The organism is Streptomyces sp. NBC_00310, assembly GCF_036208085.1.
GTDB lineage: Bacteria > Actinomycetota > Actinomycetes > Streptomycetales > Streptomycetaceae > Streptomyces.
Genome location: NZ_CP130714.1, coordinates 7,472,844 through 7,495,151 on the forward strand (window position 1 = coordinate 7,472,844; position 22,308 = coordinate 7,495,151).

The following is a 22,308-nucleotide window of genomic DNA, read 5'->3' on the forward strand; positions in this document are numbered from 1 at the left end:
GGCGACCCCCGAATGACCCACGAACCGCTGCGGACCAGGTGATCACGCCGGATCCTGTGCGGAGATTCTCCCTTCCGGCCGGAAGATCTTCGGTGCATCTCAGGATGCGGTCGGCTGTGAACTCCGCACACGTGGCTGTACTGGACTTGTCGTGATGTAACCGACTTGTCCCGTCATCCGTCGATGAGTCGAACCAACCATGATCGTCTTCAAATAACCTTCGAGTTGTGACCTTCGAGGTATGAAGACGTATGGACTCGTCGCCGGTGCCGTCCGTCCGGTAAGAAGGTTCCTTACACCCCTCATCCGGGGCCCAGGGCGCGTGTGCGGCGCGCCCGTCGCGTCTGAGCCCGCAGGCGTCGCCGTACGTACCGGTGACCTGGGCCTTACGCGGTGCCCGCCCGCCCCGAACCGGGAGCGGTTCACCCTCAAACCATGAAGACCTAAGGGGTACAAAAAGTGGCAGCGGAGATTGTCAATCCTCGCACCGACAGCGGCGACGGCAGTACGGGTCAGGAGGGCGGCGGGGAGCCCCTCAATTCCCTCGACTCCTTCGACCCCGCCTTCGCGCTGCACCGCGGCGGCAAGATGGCCGTGCAGGCCACCGTGCCGATCCGGGACAAGGACGACCTGTCCCTCGCCTACACGCCCGGCGTCGCGCGGGTGTGCACCGCCATCGCCGAGCGGCCGGAACTGGTCAACGACTACACCTGGAAGTCCTCGGTCGTCGCCGTCGTGACGGACGGTACGGCGGTCCTCGGTCTCGGCGACATCGGCCCCGAGGCCTCCCTCCCCGTGATGGAGGGCAAGGCGATCCTGTTCAAGCAGTTCGGCGGCGTCGACGCGGTGCCGATCGCGCTCGCCTGCACGGACGTCGACGAGATCATCGAGACCGTGGTCCGCCTCGCACCCTCCTTCGGCGGCGTGAACCTCGAGGACATCTCCGCGCCCCGCTGCTTCGAGATCGAGAAGCGGCTCCAGGAGCGCCTCGACATCCCCGTCTTCCACGACGACCAGCACGGTACGGCCGTCGTGACGCTGGCGGCCCTGCGGAACGCCGCCCGGCTGACCGGCCGTGGCCTGGGCGATCTGCGGGCCGTGATCTCGGGTGCGGGCGCGGCCGGTGTGGCCATCGCCAAGATGCTGCTGGAGGCCGGTCTCGGCGACGTCGCGGTCGCCGACCGCAAGGGCATCGTCTCCGCGGACCGTGCGGACCTCACCCCGGTCAAGCGCGAGCTCGCCGAGCTCACCAACCGCGCCGGCCTCTCGGGCTCCCTGGAGGACGCCCTCGCGGGCGCGGACGTCTTCATCGGCGTCTCCGGCGGGACGGTCCCGGAGGAGGCGGTGGCCTCGATGGCGGAGAACGCGTTCGTCTTCGCCATGGCCAACCCCAACCCCGAGGTGCACCCGGACGTGGCCCACAAGTACGCGGCCGTCGTCGCGACCGGGCGCTCCGACTACCCGAACCAGATCAACAACGTCCTCGCCTTCCCGGGGATCTTCGCGGGCGCCCTGCAGGTGCGGGCCTCCCGGATCACCGAGGGCATGAAGATCGCGGCGGCCGAGGCGCTGGCGTCGGTCGTCGGGGACGACCTCGCGGCCGACTACGTCATCCCCTCGCCGTTCGACGATCGGGTCGCCCCGGCGGTCACCGCGGCGGTCGCGGCGGCGGCTCGGGCGGAGGGTGTGGCCCGGCGCTGATCTCAGGGGCGGTGCGGGGTTCTTCGCCCCCGCCGCCCCTACCCTCCCCCACTCTCGGCTTCGCTCGAGCGGGAGGTGCCCCCACCGTCCCCAGGGGGCTGCGCCCCTTCGACCCCAGGTGCGGGTTCGGTGGGGCTTCTCGCGCAGTTCCCCGCGCCCCTGAAAAGCAGGTGCTGCGCCCCGTGCTTTTCGGCCCCTGTGGCCGGCCCTCACCTGCCCCGAGGCGACGGGACGCGTGTCACAGCGCTCTTCGGTTCCTTCGCTCCCGGCATGGCCCTATGGTCAGGCGCATGTTCGCTGCCTATGCCGCCCGCATCGACCGTGACCGACCGCTCGACGGACTGGAGTTGGGCGACCGCCCGGCCCCGGAGCCCAGGCCCGGCTGGACGACCGTCAAGGTGAAGGCCGCCTCGCTGAACCACCACGATCTCTGGTCCCTGCGCGGCGTCGGCCTCGCGGAGGACAAGCTGCCCATGATCCTCGGCTGTGACGCCGCCGGTGTCGACGAGGACGGCAACGAGGTCGTCCTGCACTCGGTGATCGGCCAGACCGGCCACGGGGTCGGCCCCGAGGAACCCCGCTCGATCCTCACCGAGCGCTACCAGGGCACCTTCGCCGAACTCGTCTCCGTCCCCACCTGGAACGTGCTCCCCAAGCCCGCGGAACTCTCCTTCGAAGAGGCCGCCTGCCTGCCCACCGCCTGGCTGACGGCCTACCGCATGCTCTTCACCAACGCGGGCGTACGCCCCGGTGACTCCGTCCTCGTCCAGGGCGCCGGCGGCGGTGTCGCGACCGCCGCGATCGTGCTGGGCAAGGCGGCGGGGCTGCGGGTGTTCGCCACCAGCCGCGACGAGGCCAAGCGCAAGCGGGCCCTGGAGCTGGGCGCGGTGGAGGCGCTGGAGTCGGGGGCGCGGCTGCCGCAGCGCGTCGACGCGGTCATCGAGACCGTCGGCGCCGCCACGTGGTCCCACTCGGTGAAGTCGCTGCGTCCTGGCGGCAGCCTTGTCATCTCGGGCGCCACCAGCGGCGATCGCCCCTCCCACGCCGAACTGACCCGTATCTTCTTCCTCGAACTCAAGGTCGTCGGCTCCACCATGGGCACCAAGGACGAGTTGGAGGATCTCCTCTCCTTCTGCGCCGCGACCGGCGTCCGCCCCGTCATCGACGAGGTCCTGCCCCTGGACCGCGCCCGCGAGGGCTTCGAACGCCTGGCGGCGGGCGACCAGTTCGGCAAGATCGTGCTCACCAGCCCCTGACGGACTCTGTCGAGACGACGGCCGGCCCGGCCCTGCGGGCCGGCCGTCGTCATGTCGACCGGGGTCGACAGGGCCGTGGTGTCTGGCGATGGTGCGTCGCGGGCCGACCCGTTCGGCGTGGCTTGTCGCGCGGTTCCCCGCGCCCCTGAAGGGGGTCGCGCCCCTTCGCGGATCAGGCCTTGGGGGTCCGTAGAACCACTCCGATGTGGGCCGCTGCCGTCGACAGGTGGCGGCGAGTGTCGCGGAGTTGGTCCTCTGTCACGCCGTGGTCGCGGGCCGCGTCGCGGATGTCGTCGCGGAAGCGGTCCAGGAGGCGGTCGAGGTCGCGGGCCGGGTCGCCCGTGGGGGTCTCGTGCACCCAGGCGGGTTCGTAGTCGGCCGGGAACTCCTCGGGGGTGGTCGAGTATGCGGGCTCCCCGACGCCGGTCCGTGCTCCGGGCCTGCTGTCGGCGCCGGAACCCGCTGAGGCTCCAGCCCCGGTGGCTGTGCTCGCGCCGGTCGCCGGGCCCGAACCCGCACCCGTCCGCCCGAAGCCGAAGTCCTTGCCGAACTCCTTTCCGAAGTCCTTCCCGAACTCGCCGAACTCCTTGGCCAGTTCGGTCAGGCCCTCGCGCACCCCCGTCGGCCAGTCGCCCCGGGTGAAGTGGTCCTGGACGTGGTCCTGGACCCGCTTGGCGATGCGCTGGAGCTCCTCCTGGGCCTGGGTGCGGGCGTGCTCCTGAGCCTCCTTGGCCTGCCGGCGGGCGCGCTGGGCCTCCTCGCGGGCGCGTCGGCTCTCGTCCTTCGCGCGCCGGGCCTGTTCCTTCCACTCCTGCTTCACGCGGCGCATCTCCTCCTTCGCGGCCCGCCACGACTCGCTGTCGGCGTACTCCCCGAACTCCCCGAGCGGGCCCTGCTCCCCACCGCTCGCCCCGGTGCCCTTGCGGGCCTCGGAGGCCGCCGCCCGCATCTCGCGGCGCAGGTCGCCCGCCGCACCCCGGACGTCGGCCCGGATCTCGGCGGCCAGCTCCGCCACCGACTCGCGGATCTCCAGCTCCAGGTCGGCCAGCTCACCGCTGCGGTCGGCCAGTTCGGCGCGGCCCGCGTCCGTGATCGCGTACACCTTGCGGCCGCCCTCGGTGGTGTGGGTGACCAGGCCTTCGGCCTCCAGTTTGGCCAGGCGGGGGTAGACGGTGCCGGCCGAGGGCGCGTACAGGCCCTGGAAGCGTTCCTCCAGCAGCCGGATCACCTCGTAGCCGTGGCGCGGCGCCTCGTCCAGCAGCTTCAGCAGATACAGCCGCAGGCGTCCGTGGGCGAAGACGGGAGGCATGTCAGAGCACCTTCTTGTCGGTCGTACGAGTGGTCGTGCCGCCGGCCGCCCCCTCGGTCGTGCCGTCCGGGGCGGGGGAGTCGGCAGACGGATTGTCGGTCACGGGGGTGGTGTGGGTGGGGGCGGGCTGGTTCTCGGTGGGGGTGCCGGACTCGGTGCCGCCTTCCGCGGTGACCCGGCCCGCTCCCAGGTCGCCGCTCCCCGGCTCCTCGTCCCACGGCTCGTGCTCCCCCGGTGGCCTGCGCAGGAGGGCGATGGAACCGGAGACGGTGGTGGCCTTGAGGCGGCCGTTGCCCGGGCCGAGGCGGCCGGTGACCTTGTGGGCGCCCCAGGGACCGCTGACGCGGAGGTCGTCGAAGGCGTTGGAGATGGTGCCGCTGGCGGTGTTGGCCTCGACCTCGGCGTCGGCGGGGTGGGGGAGGCGGATGGCGATCTCGCCGGAGACGCTGGTGAGGCCGACGTCGGTGGGGCCGCCGGTGGCGTCGAGGTCGAGGATGATGGAGCCGCTCACCGAGTCGGCCTTCACGGTGGGGCAGGAGCCCTCTATGACGGTCAGATCACCGGAGACGGAACTGAGCCGGAGGTCGCCCGTGAGGGCCTGCGCCTCCACGTTCCCCGAGACCGTCGTGGCGCGGACCGGGCCCGACAGGCCGACCAGGGTGGTGTCGCCCGAGATGCCCTTCACCTCCGTACGCCCGCCCAGCCCGGACACGACGGCGGTGGCGCCGACCACGCCCACCTCGACAGGGGTGCCCGTCGGGACGGCGAGCGACACCAGTACGTCGCGCCGCCGGCCCTTGCGGTCGAGCCACTTCAGGAAACCCTTCCAGGGCAGGTCGTCGTAGGCCACGGTCAGTGTGCCGTCCTGCTGTGTCACCGTCAGAGGCGGGCCCTCGATGTCGGACACCTCCAGACGGGCGGAACCTTCGTCGGTGCCCACCACGTTCACCGTTCCGTTGACGACTCGCACATGCAGTGCCGTCACCGGTTCGTCGAACGTGAGCTTCCGCGGCTCGGCGACGGACCACTCGGACATGGTGCTGACCTCCTCGACAGACCCGACACGACAGAACACGCCATACGCGCAATGCGCGCCATACGCGCCATACGCGCCATACGTGCCATACGCGCCGTACGCGCAACGCGCGCCGAACACACGACACACGCAATATCGCGTCTTCCGTAATTCACGATATATCGTGGTCACGGAAAGTCAAGACACCCGTTCTGGTGATCCCGTTGGGATATATACGGGCAAATCGAACTAGCGTGGGTGCATGTCGACGGAACGCTCCCCGGGATCGCGTGACCCCTGGCCCGCCCCCGCCCCCGGCGCGCTGCTGCTCTGCCGGGCGGATCCAGATTCCGTCGCCCCCGTCGCCCAGCTGCTCCGCGAACGGATGCTGCTCACCCCGGCCGGCCCGGAGTGGGCCGCGCTCGTGCCCGAGGGGAAGCCCTGGCTGCAGGGCGACGAACCCGTCGACCGTGTCGTCACCGGCTGGGCGACCGCACTCGCCGTCGGCGCCCCCTGGCCCGTGCTCGCCCTCTGGTGGGATGCCGACCGTTGCGGCTACACCCTCGCCGCAGGCTTCCGCCGCACCGTCGGCTATGTATGGCTCGCGAACGGCACCCCGGTCGGTGAGGGCGAGGCGATGCGCACCTTCGCCGCCCGCCTGGGCCTGGATCCGGTGCTCGACGCACAGTCCCTCGACGCCCTCACCAGGCCCGACCCGGGAGCGGACGCCCGCGCCCGTCTGCTGGGCCTCCTGGCCGTCCTCGCCCACGCGGGAGTGGGCCTCCCCGCGGGCCTCACCCCGGGCGAACCCGCCGACCGGCTCCGCGAGGTCGCCCGGGTCCAGCCCGGCGTCCAGCGCATCGAGTGGACCGGCTGGCGCGGGGCCGTCCGCTCGGAGCTCGACGCCCTCGAACGCGGCCGCCTCGGCCCCTGGCTCCCCTGGGCCGGCACCTCCAGAGCCCGCGCCCTGGCCACCGGCCAACTCCTCGCGGGCCTACCGCTCACCGCCTGGGGCCTGTACCGCCGAAGCCCCGGCTGGCTCCTCTCGGGCGGCCTCCTGGTCGCCCACGGCGCCCTCGGCCTGCTGTACGACCTGGCCCACCCGCGCGACTGACCGTCCCCGGGGGCCTTCTTCGGGGGCCTTCTTCGGGTGGCTACTCGTCCTCGTCCTCGTCGTCCAGCCGCGCCAGCCACGTCGCCAGCCGCTCCACGGGCACCTCGAAGTCCGGGTTCAGGTCGACGAACGTCCGCAGCTGCTCGGCGAGCCACTCGAAGGTGACCTCTTCCTTGCCGCGCCGCTTCTCCAGTTCCTCGATGCCGCGGTCGGTGAAGTACATGGCTCGCTCTCCTGGGTGCGTACGTGGTCGTTGTGCCGCTCACAGCGTACGAAATCGATCGACGCCTCTCGGACGTGCGCGTCCGCGGCTATGGTGTGCGCCAGGCGATTCATGGGCAACTGCCCTATTTCGTACGCCTGTTCATGGAGCGATGAGATGTCCGAACTGATAACGGCCGTCGGCCAGCTGTCCCCCTACCTGAGCGCGGCCGCGGCCTCGATGGGGACGGCCGTACTCGTCACGGCCAGGGATCAGCTCGCGGTCAGCGCCGTACGCGGCGGCCGGACGTTCCTGACGGCGGCCCTGCGCCGCCGGGACGGCGCGGCCGGTCCGGGGGACGAGGAGGCCTCCGGCGTCGCGGGCGTACTCGAAGGGCTCACCGACGACGAGCGTGCCCTTCTGGAGGAGGCCGTGGGGCGCTGGCTGGCCGGGAGCGACCTGAGCGCCGCCGCCCTGGAGGCACAGGTCGTGCGGGCCGCGAGGTTCGGGCGGGGCGGTGACGTCCACGTCACGGCCCACGGGAAGCATGCGATGGCGGTGGGACGGGTCGAGCGCGATCTCACCATCTCGTTCGGGGCGGACCCACGAGCGGCAGATGACCCAGCCGACTGACAGCGTCCCGAAGAGCCGCCACGAGGAACCCCCCGAGGACCGACGGCCCGGGGTCTGGGGGCAGGGCCGCTGGGTGACGGCCGTCGGACAGGTGCTGGGCAACTTCGTGGTCAGCCTGGTCGTGGGCGACGCGCTGAAGGACGCCGCCGAGGGTGTGCGGAGCTGGCGGGGGTGGAACTGGCTGCCCTTCCTCGTGGTCCTCGCCCTGGGCGGCACCGCCCTGCTCCGCGCGCAGGGCTCCTCGGGGCAGTTGCCGGGGGTGTGCGTGATGCTCGCTGTCGCGACCGCGGCAGCCCTGGTGCGGGTGGCGGGCTTCCGGCGCCCGGCGGCCGTCGCCGCCCTCGTCTCGGCGCTGTCCCTGGCTCTCGCGGCCGGTGCGCTGGTGCGGGCGGAGTATCTGCGCGGGCACGGCGAGGTCGACGTCGAGGGACGGACGACGGTCACGCCCGACCGGCCGCTGACGGACGGGGAGACGCTCGACGTGGTGGTGCGGGGCGGGGTGGCCCGTACCCATCTGCGCCTCGTCCTCTCGGTCGCGGAGGCCTTCCCGGACACGCAGTTCTGCACCCCGGACACCTCTCTCGACGTCGCCCTGGACGGGGGCCGTGCCGCCGTCACCGACGTCACCTCGGGCGAGGCGGTCGACCTTCCGCTGGGTGGGGTCCGGCCCGACGCCCGGGTACGAGTGGTGGTCCGCGCGCCCCACGGCTGCCAGATGCGAGTGACCGTCCACGACGCCGTCCTGCACGGCTGAAGGAGACCGAATGACCTGGAACACCCGTTGGATCTTCGCGGCCTCGGTGGCCCTCTTCGTCTGCAGCGCGACCGGCCTCGTGTGGGGCGGGATATCGGACGAGCGGAGTCCCACGTTCCTCGGCACGGAGCAACCCAGGGTGGGCATGCACAACGACCTGCCGGGCATCTCCTTCGAGGAGAACTACAAGCGCTTCGGCTTCGATTCCGAGGTGTTCCGGGCGGCCATGAAGGGGCTGGAGATGAAGGAGGACGACGCGACGCTGACCAACGTGTCCTCCGAAGGCCGTATGTCGAAGCTGGAGGAGGGCCGGCTCGACATGGTGGTCGCCAGTTTCTCCATCACCCCGGAGCGTATGAAGGTGATCGACTTCGCCGGGCCGTACGCCACCACGTACCAGGGGTTCCTGGTGGGGCCCGAGGGCGCGGGCATCAAGGAACTGAGCGACCTGAGCGGCAAGATCGTGTGCTCCTGGGAGGGCAGCACGTCCGAGGAGGTGCTGCGGCGCTTCGAGCTCGCCGACATCGAGGCGAGGACGCTCCTCGACGCCTCCGACTGTGTCCAACAGCTCAGGGAGGGGAAGGCCGACGCGGTCTTCACCGATCAGATGATCCTCCATGGTTTCGCGGACCTTCACACCGCCGACGGACTCAGGGTGGTGCCGGGCCTGACGATCGGCGGGCCGCAGCACTGGGGTATCGGTCTGCCCAAGGGACACCGGACGGACTGCCTGAGACTGCGCGAGATCGTGAAGGACTACGTCACCGGCAGCCAATGGAAGGACGACTTCAAGGCGTGGCTGCCGGGCATCCCCGCCCAGGACCCGGCCTGGATCGGTGACTACCGGCCGAGCCCCGCGGCGATCGATGCCCGATCGTGCAGGGACAGCATCCCCTGACACCGCCTGGCATCCCCTGACGCCGGACGGCGGAAAAAGCCGCGGGCCCGGGCCGAGTGAAGATCACTCGGCCCGGGCCCGCGGCATGACCGGAGGTCAGAGGCTCACGCCTCGAACACCTCACGCACCAACTGCTCCTGCTCCGCCTGGTGCCGCTTCGCGGAACCCACCGCCGGCGAGGAGCCGTGCGGGCGGGAGATACGGCGCAGGCGCTCGCCGTGCGGGACGTCCGCGCCGACCGCGAGGTCGAGGTGGTCGATCAGGTTGAGCGCGATGAACGGCCAGGCACCCTGGTTTGCCGGCTCCTCCTGGGTCCAGAGGTACTTCTCGGCGTTGGGGTACTTGTTGACCTCCGCCTGGACCTCGGCCCCCGGGAGGGGGTACAGGCGCTCGATGCGGATGATCGCCGTGTCCGTGACGCCGCGCTTCTGACGCTCGGCCTCCAGGTCGTAGTAGACCTTGCCGGCGCAGAAGACGACCTTCTTGACCGCGTTCGGGTCGACCGAGTCGTCGCCGATGACCGGGCGGAACTCGCCGCTCGTGAACTCCTCCGCCTTCGACGCGGCGGCCTTGAGGCGCAGCATCGACTTCGGGGTGAAGACGACCAGCGGCTTGTGGTGCGGGTTGTGCACCTGCCACCGCAGGAGGTGGAAGTAGTTCGACGGGGAGGTCGGCATGGCGACCGTCATGTTGTTCTGCGCGCACATCTGGAGGAAGCGCTCCGGGCGGGCGGACGAGTGGTCCGGGCCCTGGCCCTCGTAGCCGTGCGGGAGCAGCAGGGTGACGCCGGACGTCTGGCCCCACTTCTGCTCCGCCGACGAGATGAACTCGTCCACGACCGTCTGGGCGCCGTTGACGAAGTCGCCGAACTGGGCCTCCCACATCACCAGGGACTCGGGACGGGCGAGCGAGTAGCCGTACTCGAAGCCCATCGCCGCGTACTCGGAGAGCAGGGAGTTGTAGACGTTCAGCCGCGCCTGGTCCTCGGAGAGGTACATCAGCGGCGTGAACTCCTCGCCCGTCTCACGGTCGATGATCACCGCGTGACGCTGGCCGAAGGTGCCGCGCTGCGAGTCCTGGCCGGCCAGGCGGACCGGGGTGCCCTCCAGGAGGAGGGAGCCCACCGCGAGGGTCTCGCCCATGCCCCAGTCGATCGTGCCGTCCTCGACCATGGCCGCCCGGCGCTGCAGCTGCGGCAGCAGACGCGGGTGGGCGGTGATGTGGTCCGGGACGTTGACCTGGGACTCGGCGATGCGCTTGACGGTCTCCGCCGTGATCGCGGTGTTCACCGCGACCGGGAAGCCGTCCTGCGGGTCGTGGACCTCGCCGGACGTCGGCTGCGCGGTGGCCTCGCGGACCTCCGTGAAGACCTTCTCCAGCTGGCCCTGGTAGTCCTGGAGGGCCTGCTCGGCCTCTTCCAGGGTGATGTCGCCGCGACCGATGAGGGACTCGGTGTAGAGCTTGCGCACCGAGCGCTTCTTGTCGATCAGGTCGTACATCAGCGGCTGGGTGAAGGCCGGGTTGTCCGACTCGTTGTGACCGCGGCGGCGGTAGCAGATGAGGTCGATCACCACGTCCTTGTTGAACGCCTGGCGGAACTCGAAGGCCAGACGGGCCACACGGACCACGGCCTCCGGGTCGTCGCCGTTCACGTGGAAGATCGGGGCCTCGATCATCCTCGCCACGTCCGTCGCGTACATCGACGAGCGGGACGACTCCGGGGCGGCCGTGAAGCCGACCTGGTTGTTGATGACGATGTGGACCGTGCCGCCGGTGCGGTAGCCGCGCAGCTGCGACATGTTCAGGGTCTCGGCCACCACGCCCTGGCCCGCGAAGGCCGCGTCGCCGTGCAGGGCCACCGGCAGGACCGTGAAGTCCGTGCCGCCCTTGTTGATGATGTCCTGCTTGGCGCGCGCGACGCCCTCCAGGACCGGGTCCACGGCCTCCAGGTGCGAGGGGTTCGCGACCAGGCTGACCTTGATCTGCTCGCCGTCCAGGCCCGTGAAGGTGCCCTCGGCGCCCAGGTGGTACTTCACGTCGCCGGAGCCGTGCATCGACTTCGGGTCGAGGTTGCCCTCGAACTCGCGGAAGATCTGGGCGTACGACTTGCCGACGATGTTCGCCAGGACGTTCAGGCGGCCGCGGTGGGCCATGCCGATGACGACCTCGTCGAGACGGGACTCCGCCGCCGAGTCGATGACCGCGTCCAGCAGCGGGATGACGGACTCGCCGCCCTCCAGGGAGAAGCGCTTCTGGCCGACGTACTTCGTCTGCAGGAAGGTCTCGAAGGCCTCCGCCGCGTTCAGCCGGCGCAGGATGCGCAGCTGCTCCTCGCGCTCCGGCTTGGTGTGCGGGCGCTCGATGCGGTCCTGGATCCAGCGGCGCTGCTTCGGGTCCTGGATGTGCATGAACTCGACGCCGGTCGTACGGCAGTACGAGTCGCGCAGGACGCCGAGGATGTCGCGGAGCTTCATCAGGGACTTGCCCGAGAAGCCGCCGACCGCGAACTCGCGCTCCAGGTCCCACAGGGTGAGCCCGTGCTCGGTGATGTCCAGGTCGGGGTGCTTGCGCTGGCGGTACTCCAGCGGGTCGGTGTCGGCCATGACGTGGCCGCGGACCCGGTAGGAGTGGATCAGCTCGAAGACGCGGGCGGCCTTCGTGACGTCGTCGTCGTGCGACGCGTCGATGTCCTTGAGCCAGCGGACCGGCTCGTAGGGGATGCGCAGGGCCTCGAAGATCTCGTCGTAGAAGCCGTTCTCCCCGAGGAGGGAGTTGGCGACGACGCGGAGGAACTCGCCGGAGGCGGCGCCCTGGATGACCCGGTGGTCGTAGGTCGACGTGAGCGTCATGACCTTCGCGATGCCGAGCTTGTTCAGCGTGTCCTGGGACGTGCCCTGGAACTCGGCCGGGTAGTCCATGGAGCCGACGCCCATGATGACCGACTGGCCGGGCATCAGGCGGGGCACGGAGTGGACGGTGCCGAGGCCGCCGGGGTTGGTCAGGGAGACCGTGACACCGGTGAAGTCGTCCATCGTCAGCTTGCCGTCACGGGCGCGGCGGACGATGTCCTCGTAGGCCTGCCAGAACTCGAAGAAGTTCAGCGTCTCGGCCTTCTTGATGCCCGCGACGACCAGCTGGCGGTCGCCGTTGGGCTTCACCAGGTCGATGGCGAGGCCGAAGTTGACGTGCGGCGGCTTGACGAGGGTGGGCTTCCCGTCCTTCTCCGCGTAGTGCCAGTTCATCGACGGCATGGCCTTGATGGCCTGCACCATCGCGTAGCCGATCAGGTGCGTGAAGGAGATCTTCCCGCCCCGGGCGCGCTTGAGGTGGTTGTTGATGACGATGCGGTTGTCGAACAGCAGCTTCACCGGGACGGCGCGCACGGACGTGGCCGTGGGCAGTTCCAGGGAGGCGTTCATGTTCTTCGCGACAGCGGCGGCGGGGCCGCGCAGCGTGATCAGCTCCGGGCCGTCGGCGGACGCGGCGGGCGCGGCCTGCTTCGCCGGGGCGGCAGCCGCCGGCTTGGCGGGCGCGGCGGCCGCGGGCTTCGCCGGGGCCGGGGCCGGAGCGGCGGCGGCGGGCTTCGGGGCAGCCGGGGCGGGTGCGGCCTGGGCCGGGGCGGCGGGTGCCGCGGGTGTGGTCGCTGCGGCACCCGTGGCCGCAGTGCTCGCCGGAGCCGGGGCGGCAGCGGCGCCTGGCTTGTAGTCGGCGAAGAAGTCCCACCAGGCTCGGTCTACCGAGTTCGGATCCTGGAGGTACTGCTGATAGATCTCGTCGACGAGCCACTCATTCGGTCCGAAGGCCGCGGCGGGGTTCTTACCCGCTTGGTCTGCGTCGGTCGAGATGCTCGAGTTACTGGGGGACTGTGGCGACACGGCGGCAACCGCCCTCTTCCGCTTCACAAGGTGATGGACAGCGGGAATTAAGGCTACGCCCCCGTGGCCGGGAAGGTCAGGCCGAGTCCGCTCTTCGTCGCGTAAGTCACATCGGAAAGCGTGTTTCGGGGGTGGAAATGGCGGGAAACAAGCGTGGTTCCGGTCTGGAACGGGTGTGGGGGACGGGTGCCGGGCATGCGTCGGGTGGGGCCTGCGGGTATGTGGACGCGGCCCTCTGCCTGAACGCACCTGATCACACGTGTCCCGCTGGGCGGATCGGCCGTGGATCTTGTGGCTCCGCTTCGAACTTTACGTCAACTTGGCAGAGAAGTAAGCCCCGGGAGGATGAGCGATATCCGGCAAGGGTGGGGGGATTCAGCCAGGTGCGATGTGGGTATCGCGGGATATTTCGCCCCCGCCGTGGGTGAGTGGTCGGCCGCGGGTCGTGTGGGGTTGCTCGCGCAGTTCCCCGCGCCCCTGAAAAGCCTGCGGCTGCCCGGGGCCTCAAAGGCTGCGGCTGCCCGGGGCCCGGAACGCCTTGCTCTGTCCCGGACGGGGGCTCAGACCTGTACCGGGCGCTGGCCGGGCTGTGCGGACACCCCCGGCAGGACAACCCGGATGCGGCAGCCCTTGGGGGACTCGGCGACTCCGATGCGGCCGCCGTGGAGGTCGACGGCCCAGCGGGCGATGGCCAGGCCGAGGCCGGTGCCGCCGTCGCTGCCGGGGCCGTGGGGGGAGCTGACGGCGCCGCGGTTGAAGCGTTCGAAGACGCGGTGCCATTCGGATTCGGGGATGCCGGGGCCCTCGTCCAGGACTTCGAGGTCCAGGGACTCGGGGGTGGGGCCGCGACGGGCCTTCACCGTGACGCGGCCGTGCGCCGGGCTGTGCTTGACCGCGTTGTCGATGAGGTTGGCGACGACCTGGTGGATGCGTTCGGGGTCGGCGTTGGCCGTGAGCTCCGGCGGGTGGACGTCCAGGTGCAGGTGGACGTCGGTACGGGTGTGGTTGCCGGAGCCGGAAGTGATACCGCCGCGGGCCGAGGAGACCATCTGGGCCTCCTTGAGGACGCCCGAGAGATACGGCCAGACCTCGAAGCGGCGGCGGCGCAGGGGGACCACCCCGTTGTCCAGCCTCGACAGGTCGAGCAGCGTCTCCACCAGGCGGCCCAGGCGATCCGTCTGCTTCAGGGCCGTGCGCATCGTCTCGGGGTCGGCCTGGGTGACGCCGTCGACGATGTTCTCCAGGACCGCGCGCAGGCCGGCGATCGGCGTGCGGAGCTCGTGGGAGACGTTCGCCACGAGCTCCTTGCGCTGGCGGTCCTGGGCCTCCAGCTCGTCGGCCATGAGATTGATCGTGTGAGCGAGGTCACCCAGTTCGTCCCGGCGGTTCTCGCTGACCCGGCGGGTGTAGTCACCGCGCGAGATGGACCGGGCGACCGCGTTCATCTCGTCCAGGGGGGCGGTGAGCGAATGCGCCACGAACTGCGTAATCAAGAGCGTGGCGATCATCGAGAAGACCATGATGAAGCGCAGCTCGGTCTTGGTCTGCACCGCGATCATCGACAGACCGGTCGTGATCAGGACCGAGATGACGACGAGCGCGCCTAGCTTCGTCTTGATCGAGAAGGGGCGCAGACCGCCGAGCGGTCCCGCGCCCTTCCGCGACTGCGCGCCACCGAGGTTCCGCGACCTCGGGTCACCGACTCCGCTCATCACGCCACCAGCCCCCTGTGCCTACGTGCCTGCGTATGTCCTGCGCACGCGGTGCGAGCACGGGTCTCAGGGATTCGGGGTCTCCAGGGCGTACCCCACACCGTGCACCGTGCGGATCCGCTCCGCGCCGATCTTCCGCCGCAGTGCCTTGATGTGGCTGTCCACGGTCCGCGTCCCGGACGCGTCCGCCCAGTCCCACACCTCGGCGAGCAGCTGCTCGCGCGAGAGTACGGCACGCGGGGTGTTCGCGAGACATACGAGCAGGTCGAACTCGGTGGGCGTGAGGTGTACGTCCTCGCTGCGCACCCGGACGCGGCGCTGCGCGTGGTCGATCTCCAGCTCGCCGAGACGCAGGATGCCCGAGCGCGGCGTGGTGGCGGCCAGCGCGGCCCGCTCCACCCGGCGCAGCAGGACGTGCACGCGCGCGGCCAGTTCACGCATGGAGAACGGCTTGGTCATGTAGTCGTCGGCGCCGACGCCGAGCCCGACCAGCATGTCCGTCTCGTCGTCCCGGGCGGTGAGCATCAGCACGGGGACGGGCCGCTGGGCCTGGACGCGCCTGCACACCTCCAGGCCGTCGAAGCCGGGCAGCATGATGTCGAGGATCAGCAGGTCGGGCTGCCAGGCCTCCGCGGTGTCCACCGCGGCCGGTCCGTCGGACGCGGTCTGCACGACGAAACCCTCGGCGCGCAGGCGGGCCGCGATGGCGTCGACGATCGTCGGGTCGTCCTCGACCACGAGCACCCGGCGCTGCGCGCCCGGGGTCGCTGTGGTGCTGCTGTGGGTGGTGTGTGTCTGCTCCATCGCCCGCCCCTGTGTTGCTTTCCGGAATCCGTGGGGTGATCCCTTGACTGCGCGTGGGTGCGCATGACTGCGATTGACGCTTGAATGATCGGCGTCAGGCAAGCAGGGTACGGGCAGTCACCGCACCAGGGCTATCCAGGTCGGACAGCGAGGTGCACCACGTCCGGAACTCCTCGGGCAACCGGGATCTCTTCGGTACGCACCTGTTGGAACCCGGCATTCCGCAAGGTTTCCTCGAATTCCGCGGAAGGCTGCGCCGACCACACGGCAAGCACCCCACCAGGCCTCAACACCCTTGCACAGCTTGCCAATCCGGCAGGTGAGTACAGGTTTTCGTTGGCCTCGGAGACAGTCCAGTCGGGCCCGTTGTCGATGTCCAGGCAGAGCGCGTCGAACGTGGCGGACGTCTCATTGACGTAGGCGACGAGATCGGCTTCCACGATGTCCGTACGGGGGTCCGCGAGCGCTCCGGCGGACACCTCGCCCAGCGGTCCCGCGCGGTGCCACTCGATGACGGAGGGTTCGCGTTCGACAACCGTGATCGTTCCCCAGCGCGGATCCGCGGCGGCGTGGGCGAGCGAGAAACCGACGCCCAGGCCCCCGATCAGCACACGTGGCCGAGAACGGCCGGTCAGCGCGTCGAGGGCGGCGTCGACCAGCAGCCGCTCCGAGCGGCCGTCCGAGGTGTCCATCAGGAAGCACCCGTTGGCGATGATCTGCAACAGCTCCCCGTGCCGCCGCAGCACGACCTCGCCGTAGGGGCCCTCGCGCCGGTCGATGACTTCGGGTTCGTCGGTGATGGGCATCCCCCCATCCTTACGTGTCCGTGGCGCGGGGGCGGCCGAATTGCGGCGCCCCGGTGACGACCCGCCACGACTTGGCGTGATCAGAGCGCCAGGCCGTGGCCGTACGGGAAGACCGGATCCTCGGTGTCGTTGGGTACGTCCGCGCGGGACGCCTCCACCGCCGCCATGGAACGCGGCAGTTCGAAGGGCAGCCGGCCCTCGGCCCGGGCCCGTCCGAAGGCCACGTCGAGCAGGGCCGCGTCGCTGGCCCCGTAGTCGGCGACGAGCGCGGCGGCCTTCGCGGCGATCTCCGGGAGTACGGCGGGCCGCTCCAGGTTGACGCAGACCAGCGTGGGCACGGCCTCCAGCAGCGCCAGGATCTCCTTCAGCCGCTCTTCACCGAACGCCAGCGACCCGGAGTGGAAGAAGGACTCGAAGACCCCCGGCCGCTCCTCGTACGGCGTGCGCAGCCGCAGCACGGCCACGTCCGCGTGGGCCGGATCGGTCACGACATTGCCGTACAGGGACGCCGTCTGGGCGCCCACGCCCTCGACGTAGAGGTTCGGGCGGTCGGTGAGCGGGAGGAGGGAGTGGTTGGTCAGGACGGTGAGCGAGCGGCGCTGGGCCGTCTCGCCGAGGGCGGTGAACTCGCTCGCGCCGACGGTCTCCTCGGCGCGGTCCGGGTCGACGTACCGCCTCTCGAAGAGGCCGAGGACGAACTTCTCGCGCAGGAGCCGGCGTACGGAGGCGTCGATCCGCTCCTCGGGGATCCGGCCGGAGCGGACCAGCTCGACGATCACCTCGGGGCACTGTTCGCCACCGAACTGGTCGGCGCCCGCGTCCAGGGCCTTGGCGGCGCGTTCGGCGACGGTCAGGTGCTCGACGCCCCAGGCGTGGGCCTCGTGCGGCTCGCCGGCGATGGACGTATCGGTCAGCAGGCCCCAGTCGGTGCAGATGACGCCGCCGAAGCCCAGGCGTTCGCGCAGCAGCCCGGTCAGCACGTCCCGGTTGAAGCCGAAGCCGACCTCCTCCCAGTCCGCCACGCCGACCGGCCGGCCGTAGGAGGGCATCACCTGGGAGCAGCCGGCCTCGACGGCCGCCCTGAAGGGCGCGAGGTGGTCGTCGCGCAGGCCGCCGGGATAGATCTGGTCCTTGCCGTGCGGGAAGTGCGGGTCCTCGCCGTCCTGCTGGGGGCCGCCGCCGGGGAAGTGCTTGACCATGGCGGCGACCGAGCGCGGGCCGAGCCGGGGCCCCTGCAGGCCGCGTACGTACGCCCGGACCAGCGCGCTCGTGACCTCGGCGGACGAGCCGAAGGTGCCGGACTGGCGGGACCAGCGGGGCTCGGTGGCGAGGTCGATCTGCGGGTGCAGGGCGACGCGGAAGCCGACGGAGAGGTATTCGCGGCGGACCGTGTCGCCGAACCTCTCCACCAGCTCCGGTTCGCCGATCGCGGCCAGGCCGAGGGGTTCGGGCCAGGCCGAGAAGGCACCGGAGCCGGAGGAGGCGCCCGGGTTGTCGGTGAACGAGTGGCGCGGGTCGGTGGAGAGGGTGACCGGGATGCCCAGCCGGGTGTCCGCCGCGAGGGCCTGGAGCCGGTTGACCCACTCGGCCGTCTCCCGGACCCCGTACTGGCCCAAGAGATTGAAGTGGGTCAGATGGCCCTGCGTGACCAGCTCGTACGTACCGTGCCGGAGGAACGACCCCTCGCCGGCCTCGGCCAGTGTCCCGTCCCGGTTCATCGTCAGCATCGCGTGGAAGAGCTGACCCGCCTTCTCCGCCAGGGTCATCCGGCCCAGCAGGTCGTCCACCCGCTCGTCGACGGGACGGTTCGGGTCGCGGTACGGGGCTGTGGACATCCGGGATTCCTTGCGCGAGACGGTGGCCGAGCGGGGTGCGCGGTGCGGGCGGGCCGGTGCGGGGGCTACTCGACCGAACGGACGAACCGGACGGCGAGGGCGCCCAGGATCGAGGCGACCGCGCCGAAGAGGAAGAGGGCGCTGTAGTTGGAGCCGTTGCCTCCGACGGCCGGCAGGCCCGGGGCGATGATCGGGACGGGGGACGGGGGACGGGGGACGGGGGACGGGGGACGAGGGACGAGGGCGGCATCGGCGCCGCGCAGGCGAGTTCAGGGAAACAGCAAAACCGAGTGGGCACTAGGTTTTGGACAAGTGGCCACCATCACGCGGCACATGGCTTGAAAGGGAGGGGGTGATGACTCGTGTAACCGCCGGTTAGCGAGGGGCTTCGGGGCCGTGCGGCGAGGACTATGGTGACGGTCATGGTGCGGAACCGGAGGTCAGAGGGGCCCGGTGCGGGCGGGCCGGAAGGGGACGGGGGCCGGAGGCCGGAAAGCTCCGGTGCGCGCGGCTCGTACGCCGTCGGGGACGAGCGGCGGTCGCGCATCCTCGACGCGGCCGTCCAGCACTTCGCCCAGTGGGGCTTCCACGCCTCCTCGCTCGCCCGGATCGCCAAGGACGTCGGCATCACCCAGGGCGGGCTGCTGCACCACTTCCGCAGCAAGGAGGACCTCCTCGTCCAGGTGCTGGAACGCGTGGACGAGACCGATCGGCACCGGTTCTTCTCGCGCGAGTTCGAGTCGGTGGCCCAGATGTTCGAGGCGCTCGTGAAACTCGCCGAGTACAACTGCGCGCGGCTGGGCCGCACCCGGATGTTCAACATCCTGGCCGCCGAGGCCGGCGACCCCGGGCATCCCGCCCACGCGTACTTCGTCAAGCGGTACGCCGAGGTGGTGGGCACCATGTCCCGGGTGCTGCGGCGGGGCGTGGACACCGGTGAACTACGGGCCGACACGGATGTCGTGGCCGTCGCGCAGGAGTTGGCCGCCGTGATGGACGGGCTGCAGATCCAGTGGGTGCTGGATCCGAAGGGGTTCGACATGGCGGGCCGGTTCCGGGCGTATGCGGAGCGCGTCCTGCGGGGGATCGGCGCGGAGGTCCCGTAGAAGCCGTCGTGCTGGCGGGCTGGCGGGCTGGCGGGCTGGCAGGCTGCCGGGTCGCCGGGTCGCCGGGCTGCAGGACCGACGGGTCGTCGTGCTGTCGGGTTGCTGTGAATCGCGTCGGGGGTGGCGGGGGTCACAGACAAGGGCGTACCGGGGCGTCGAGGGTGAGGCGAAACGGAAGGAGCGCCTCGCCTTGGATGCCGCCAGGACCGTGGAGACCGCGGGGCCCGTCCTCGACGGCATCCCGCGGCAGCCGGGTGCGGCACCCGCGCCGGTGGCGGCACCCGCCCCGGTCGCGGAACAGGAGTCCGCGGGACCCGGACCAAGCGCGCCCGCCCGGTCCACCCGCTCCCCGTTCCCGCGCCCCTGGCGGCTGCTCCCCACCCCCGTCGGCACGCCCTTCACCTTCTGCTACGCCACCGTCCTGGTGATGACCTCGCTCGTCGCCGAGCACGCCGGCCCGGCCCTGGTCCACGCCCTGCACCAGGGCTCCAGTACGGATGTGGCGCACCTGGTCCGGTCCCCGGTGCTCGTGCTGCTCGCGAGCGCGCTGTGGCTGGCGGGCGGGGTCGGCTCCCCGTACGCGACCGGCTTTCTGCTGGTGCTGACCGCGTTGGAACGCCGTATCGGCGGTTGGCGCACGGCCGGTGTCTTCCTGCTGGGCCACATCCTCGCCACCCTCGCGACGGAGGTCCCGGTGGGCCTCGCCGTCCTGGCCGGCCACCTCCCCGCAAGCTCCCTCCACCGCCTCGACTACGGCGTCAGCTTCGGGGTGGCGGCGAGTGTGGGCGCGTTGGCGGGGCTGGTGTCGCCGTGGCTGCGGTGGCCGGTTCTGCTGGGGTTCGGCGGGATGCTGGTGGACGACCTGATCGCGTTCACGGACCCGATGACGAACTGGGGGCATCTGCTGGCCTTGGCGATCGGGGTGGCGACGTGGCCGGTCGTGCGGCGGTGGCGGCGCGCCGGCCCGGGCGGGCGGGGACTCCCGCGGGGCGGCGCGGGTCGGGCTCAGGCCGCCACGACCGCCGCGTAGCCGCCGGCCGCGTCGAGGGCGTCGAGCGGGCCGTGGAAGGCGACGCGGCCGCGGGAGAGGACGGTCACGTCGTCGCAGGCGCCCTCCACGTCCTCCATGAGGTGCGTCGACACGACCACGCAGGCGGTCCGTCCCCGTCGCCGTACCAGGCTGTGGAAGTCCGACCGCTGCTGTGGATCGAGTCCGGCCGTCGGCTCGTCGAGCAGGAGCAGGGTGGGCGAGTTGACGATGGACTGCGCGATGCCGACGCGCTGCTTCATCCCGCCGGAGAGCGTGCGGAGCCGGTGGCCCAGACGGTCCTGCAGGCCGACGGCCTCCGCCGCCCCGGCCACCGCCTCCGGGATACGGCCGCCCGGCATCTCACGCAGCCAGGCCGCGTACGACAGGAACTCCCGGACCGTGTAGCTGCGGAACACGCCGAACTCCTGGGGGAGGTAGCCGAGACGACGCCGGATCAAGTACTTCGCGCTCGTCAGCGGCGCATCCACCCTCCACCCCGGCGACCCGTACGGTGCCCGCCCGTCCGGTGTTCCACCCGGCACCCCTGCCTCCGCGCCCCGTGCGAGCGCCGCCCGTGTGAGGTTCCGCATGACGAGGGTGCCGAGGCCGCGGCGGCGGTGGGCCGGGGACGTCTCTGCCCGGTCGACGACCGCCGTAGCTCCCGGCGGGCCGATCTGGCCCCGCGCGGCCGGGGAGCCGTCCGGCGCGGCCACTATCACCCGGGTCACGCCCCCGCGCGACCAGGTGCGCAGCCGATAGCCATCGGGGACGGGGGCGACCCTCGACGACTCCGCGATGGCCCTTGAGCCATACGCCGGTGCGGTGCCTGTGACGGCCTCCGCGACCTTCCGGACCGTCGCCTCCTCCGCCCCCTCGTCGACCACCGAGAACCCCTTCTCCGTCCCCTGGTGTCCGGTGCCGTTTGTCGTTGCATCGCGACCGGTTGCTTAGGTGCGGGACGAAGAGATGGGCTGCGGTGTGGGCCCGGATTCTCTGCAGCTTGAGTCTGCGTTTTCCGTGCGTTGCTGCGTGGTTTCGTAGGCGAGAGTGGGCAAGGCTTGTCAGCGTGTAGCCACTCGTCGATCACTGCCTTGTGGCAGTGGCTGCATTTCAATGGTTGATGCCGCAACTCTCTTGCGTAGAAGATCCGTTCACGGCGCTGCCGCTGGCTGGCGTGCTTGACTTGCAGTATGTCGATGACTCTTGGCGTCTCTCGGCCTGATCGGGCTGCCCACATGCTGCGAGCTGCTGCGGGCGGATCTAGGCGCGCGTATAATCACCAACTGATCGATCTGCTCGACATCGGACACAACACGGAACGCGCTCAGCTCGCTTCGAGCGGCAAGTCGGTCCTCTCCGCCGTCGGCATCGGCGTGACATTTGGCCTCGTCTGTGGCTCCTACTCCATGACGACGGGGGCGTGATGGCGGACTTCGGCCGTACAGCGCGGCTGAGGCTCCTCGGTATCGGGGTCGCAGCCGGGGCCGTCCTTACCGCCGGCGGCGTCTTCGCCGTCACGTCGCTCGGCGACGGGAGCACTGAGCGTGGGACCGAAGCGAAGCCGTCCCCGAGCGTGTCCAGCACCACCGAGTCGCCGCGCAAGGTCAAGGAGTACACCCCAGCCACCGCTCCCCGCCTGTCGCTGCTCAAGCCCAAGTCGAACGCGGACGGTATCGGTACCGGTTTCGAATACTCCTCATTCGGCGCCACATCCGCCGCAGTCTCCTACTGGGAGGGCCTTGATCTGCTGGACGACGTGATCGCCCACAAGCAGTGGACAGCCATCGCCGCCAAAGACTCCCCGGAAACGATCGACCAGGGCGTCAGCGAGGTGAGGAAGCTCCGCGAAGGCGTGGGACTGCCGCCGTCAGGCGGAACCCCCGACGGCATCACCTTCAGCACCAACGTGAAGGCCGTCCTCACCCGCTCACTCGACAAGAGCGGAGACATTGTCGTCGTGTGGATGTCCTACGACCGGTTCGCGACTATCCGCGGCAAAGGCGCTGACGACGACCCACTGAGGGACGAGACCACCAACCTGATTCTCAAGTGGGATGGCAGTGACTGGAAGGTCACCACAGAGGCCAAGTACACGGCCAAGGTGACAGGACCACGCTCCTACGCCCCAGACAGCAAGTGGGCGTTCGCGGCCGGATGGCGGCAAGTCTCCGGTGGCTAGCCAGACAGCTGCAGACGGCGTTGACGACGTGGGTGATGTTGAAGCGGGTGAGGAAGTCCAGGCCGAAGAAGCCGAGGAA

At 70.6% G+C, this 22,308-nt stretch carries 18 protein-coding genes; 9 read left to right on the forward strand and 9 right to left on the reverse strand.

Going from position 1 to position 22,308, the window contains the following annotated elements:
• Positions 1-459: 459 nt before the first annotated feature.
• Both OG202_RS32870 and OG202_RS32875 read left to right on the forward strand, forming a co-directional pair.
• Positions 460-1,701, forward strand: coding sequence for an NAD(P)-dependent malic enzyme (locus tag OG202_RS32870; protein ID WP_326577626.1), 1,242 nt, complete (start codon positions 460-462; stop codon positions 1,699-1,701).
• Positions 1,702-1,991: 290 nt separating this feature from the next.
• Complete coding sequence (locus OG202_RS32875) at positions 1,992-2,957, forward strand: zinc-binding dehydrogenase (RefSeq protein WP_327727854.1); 966 nt, start codon at positions 1,992-1,994, stop codon at positions 2,955-2,957.
• A 172-nt stretch (positions 2,958-3,129) separates the two neighbouring features.
• Here OG202_RS32875 and OG202_RS32880 read toward each other — a convergent pair whose 3' ends face one another.
• On the reverse strand, positions 3,130-4,266 hold the full coding sequence (locus tag OG202_RS32880) for a PadR family transcriptional regulator (RefSeq protein WP_328223998.1): 1,137 nt from the start codon (positions 4,264-4,266) through the stop codon (positions 3,130-3,132).
• Position 4,267: 1 nt separating this feature from the next.
• Positions 4,268-5,302: a DUF4097 family beta strand repeat-containing protein gene (locus tag OG202_RS32885; RefSeq protein WP_327727852.1), complete on the reverse strand. Its 1,035-nt coding sequence runs from the start codon at positions 5,300-5,302 to the stop codon at positions 4,268-4,270.
• A 241-nt stretch (positions 5,303-5,543) separates the two neighbouring features.
• Here OG202_RS32885 and OG202_RS32890 point away from each other — a divergent pair, with 241 nt between their 5' ends.
• The gene (locus OG202_RS32890) at positions 5,544-6,395 is read left to right on the forward strand and encodes a hypothetical protein (protein WP_327727851.1); all 852 of its coding nucleotides are present in this window, start codon (positions 5,544-5,546) and stop codon (positions 6,393-6,395) included.
• Between the two features lie 40 nt (positions 6,396-6,435).
• On the opposite strand, the gene OG202_RS32895 is transcribed toward OG202_RS32890, so the two are convergent.
• A complete protein-coding gene (locus tag OG202_RS32895; protein ID WP_327727850.1) occupies positions 6,436-6,618 on the reverse strand; it encodes a DUF6104 family protein in 183 nt (60 codons plus the stop codon).
• 156 nt (positions 6,619-6,774) lie between these two features.
• Between OG202_RS32895 and OG202_RS32900 the strand changes: the two genes are divergently transcribed.
• Genes OG202_RS32900 through OG202_RS32910 form a run of 3 tightly spaced genes read left to right on the forward strand, consistent with a single transcriptional unit; the run spans position 6,775 to position 8,882 of the window.
• Positions 6,775-7,230, forward strand: coding sequence for a hypothetical protein (locus tag OG202_RS32900; protein ID WP_326577568.1), 456 nt, complete (start codon positions 6,775-6,777; stop codon positions 7,228-7,230).
• Entirely contained in the window at positions 7,214-7,984 is a 771-nt protein-coding gene (locus tag OG202_RS32905) for a hypothetical protein (RefSeq protein ID WP_327727849.1), read from the forward strand. The genes OG202_RS32900 and OG202_RS32905 overlap by 17 nt, the downstream gene beginning before the upstream one ends.
• 10 nt (positions 7,985-7,994) lie before the next feature.
• Positions 7,995-8,882 carry a transporter substrate-binding domain-containing protein gene (locus tag OG202_RS32910; protein WP_326577564.1) on the forward strand — a complete coding sequence of 296 codons (888 nt, stop codon included), beginning with the start codon at positions 7,995-7,997 and terminating at the stop codon, positions 8,880-8,882.
• Positions 8,883-8,986: 104 nt separating this feature from the next.
• Here the strand turns inward: OG202_RS32910 and OG202_RS32915 are convergent, their stop codons facing one another.
• From OG202_RS32915 to OG202_RS32935, 5 genes are all read right to left on the reverse strand, one after another.
• The gene (locus tag OG202_RS32915) at positions 8,987-12,757 is read right to left on the reverse strand and encodes a multifunctional oxoglutarate decarboxylase/oxoglutarate dehydrogenase thiamine pyrophosphate-binding subunit/dihydrolipoyllysine-residue succinyltransferase subunit (RefSeq protein ID WP_327727848.1); all 3,771 of its coding nucleotides are present in this window, start codon (positions 12,755-12,757) and stop codon (positions 8,987-8,989) included.
• A 560-nt stretch (positions 12,758-13,317) separates the two neighbouring features.
• A complete protein-coding gene (locus tag OG202_RS32920; protein ID WP_326577560.1) occupies positions 13,318-14,469 on the reverse strand; it encodes a sensor histidine kinase in 1,152 nt (383 codons plus the stop codon).
• A gap of 66 nt (positions 14,470-14,535) precedes the next feature.
• Entirely contained in the window at positions 14,536-15,273 is a 738-nt protein-coding gene (locus OG202_RS32925; protein ID WP_326577558.1) for a response regulator transcription factor, read from the reverse strand.
• A gap of 131 nt (positions 15,274-15,404) precedes the next feature.
• Complete coding sequence (locus tag OG202_RS32930) at positions 15,405-16,079, reverse strand: spermidine synthase (RefSeq protein WP_326577556.1); 675 nt, start codon at positions 16,077-16,079, stop codon at positions 15,405-15,407.
• A gap of 80 nt (positions 16,080-16,159) precedes the next feature.
• Positions 16,160-17,914 carry a glycoside hydrolase family 3 protein gene (locus OG202_RS32935; protein ID WP_328223999.1) on the reverse strand — a complete coding sequence of 585 codons (1,755 nt, stop codon included), beginning with the start codon at positions 17,912-17,914 and terminating at the stop codon, positions 16,160-16,162.
• A 422-nt stretch (positions 17,915-18,336) separates the two neighbouring features.
• Between OG202_RS32935 and OG202_RS32940 the strand changes: the two genes are divergently transcribed.
• Both OG202_RS32940 and OG202_RS32945 read left to right on the forward strand, forming a co-directional pair.
• Positions 18,337-19,020, forward strand: a complete 684-nt coding sequence (locus tag OG202_RS32940) for a TetR/AcrR family transcriptional regulator (protein ID WP_327727846.1) — start codon at positions 18,337-18,339, stop codon at positions 19,018-19,020.
• A 190-nt stretch (positions 19,021-19,210) separates the two neighbouring features.
• Positions 19,211-20,050 (forward strand): rhomboid-like protein, encoded by an 840-nt coding sequence (locus OG202_RS32945; RefSeq protein WP_328224000.1) that lies wholly within the window; start codon positions 19,211-19,213, stop codon positions 20,048-20,050.
• Here the strand turns inward: OG202_RS32945 and OG202_RS32950 are convergent.
• Complete coding sequence (locus OG202_RS32950) at positions 20,026-20,934, reverse strand: GNAT family N-acetyltransferase (protein WP_328224001.1); 909 nt, start codon at positions 20,932-20,934, stop codon at positions 20,026-20,028. The genes OG202_RS32945 and OG202_RS32950 overlap by 25 nt on opposite strands.
• A 539-nt stretch (positions 20,935-21,473) precedes the next feature.
• On the opposite strand from OG202_RS32950, the gene OG202_RS32955 reads away from it, so the two are divergent.
• Positions 21,474-22,229, forward strand: a complete 756-nt coding sequence (locus OG202_RS32955) for a hypothetical protein (RefSeq protein ID WP_328224002.1) — start codon at positions 21,474-21,476, stop codon at positions 22,227-22,229.
• Positions 22,230-22,308: the final 79 nt, after the last annotated feature.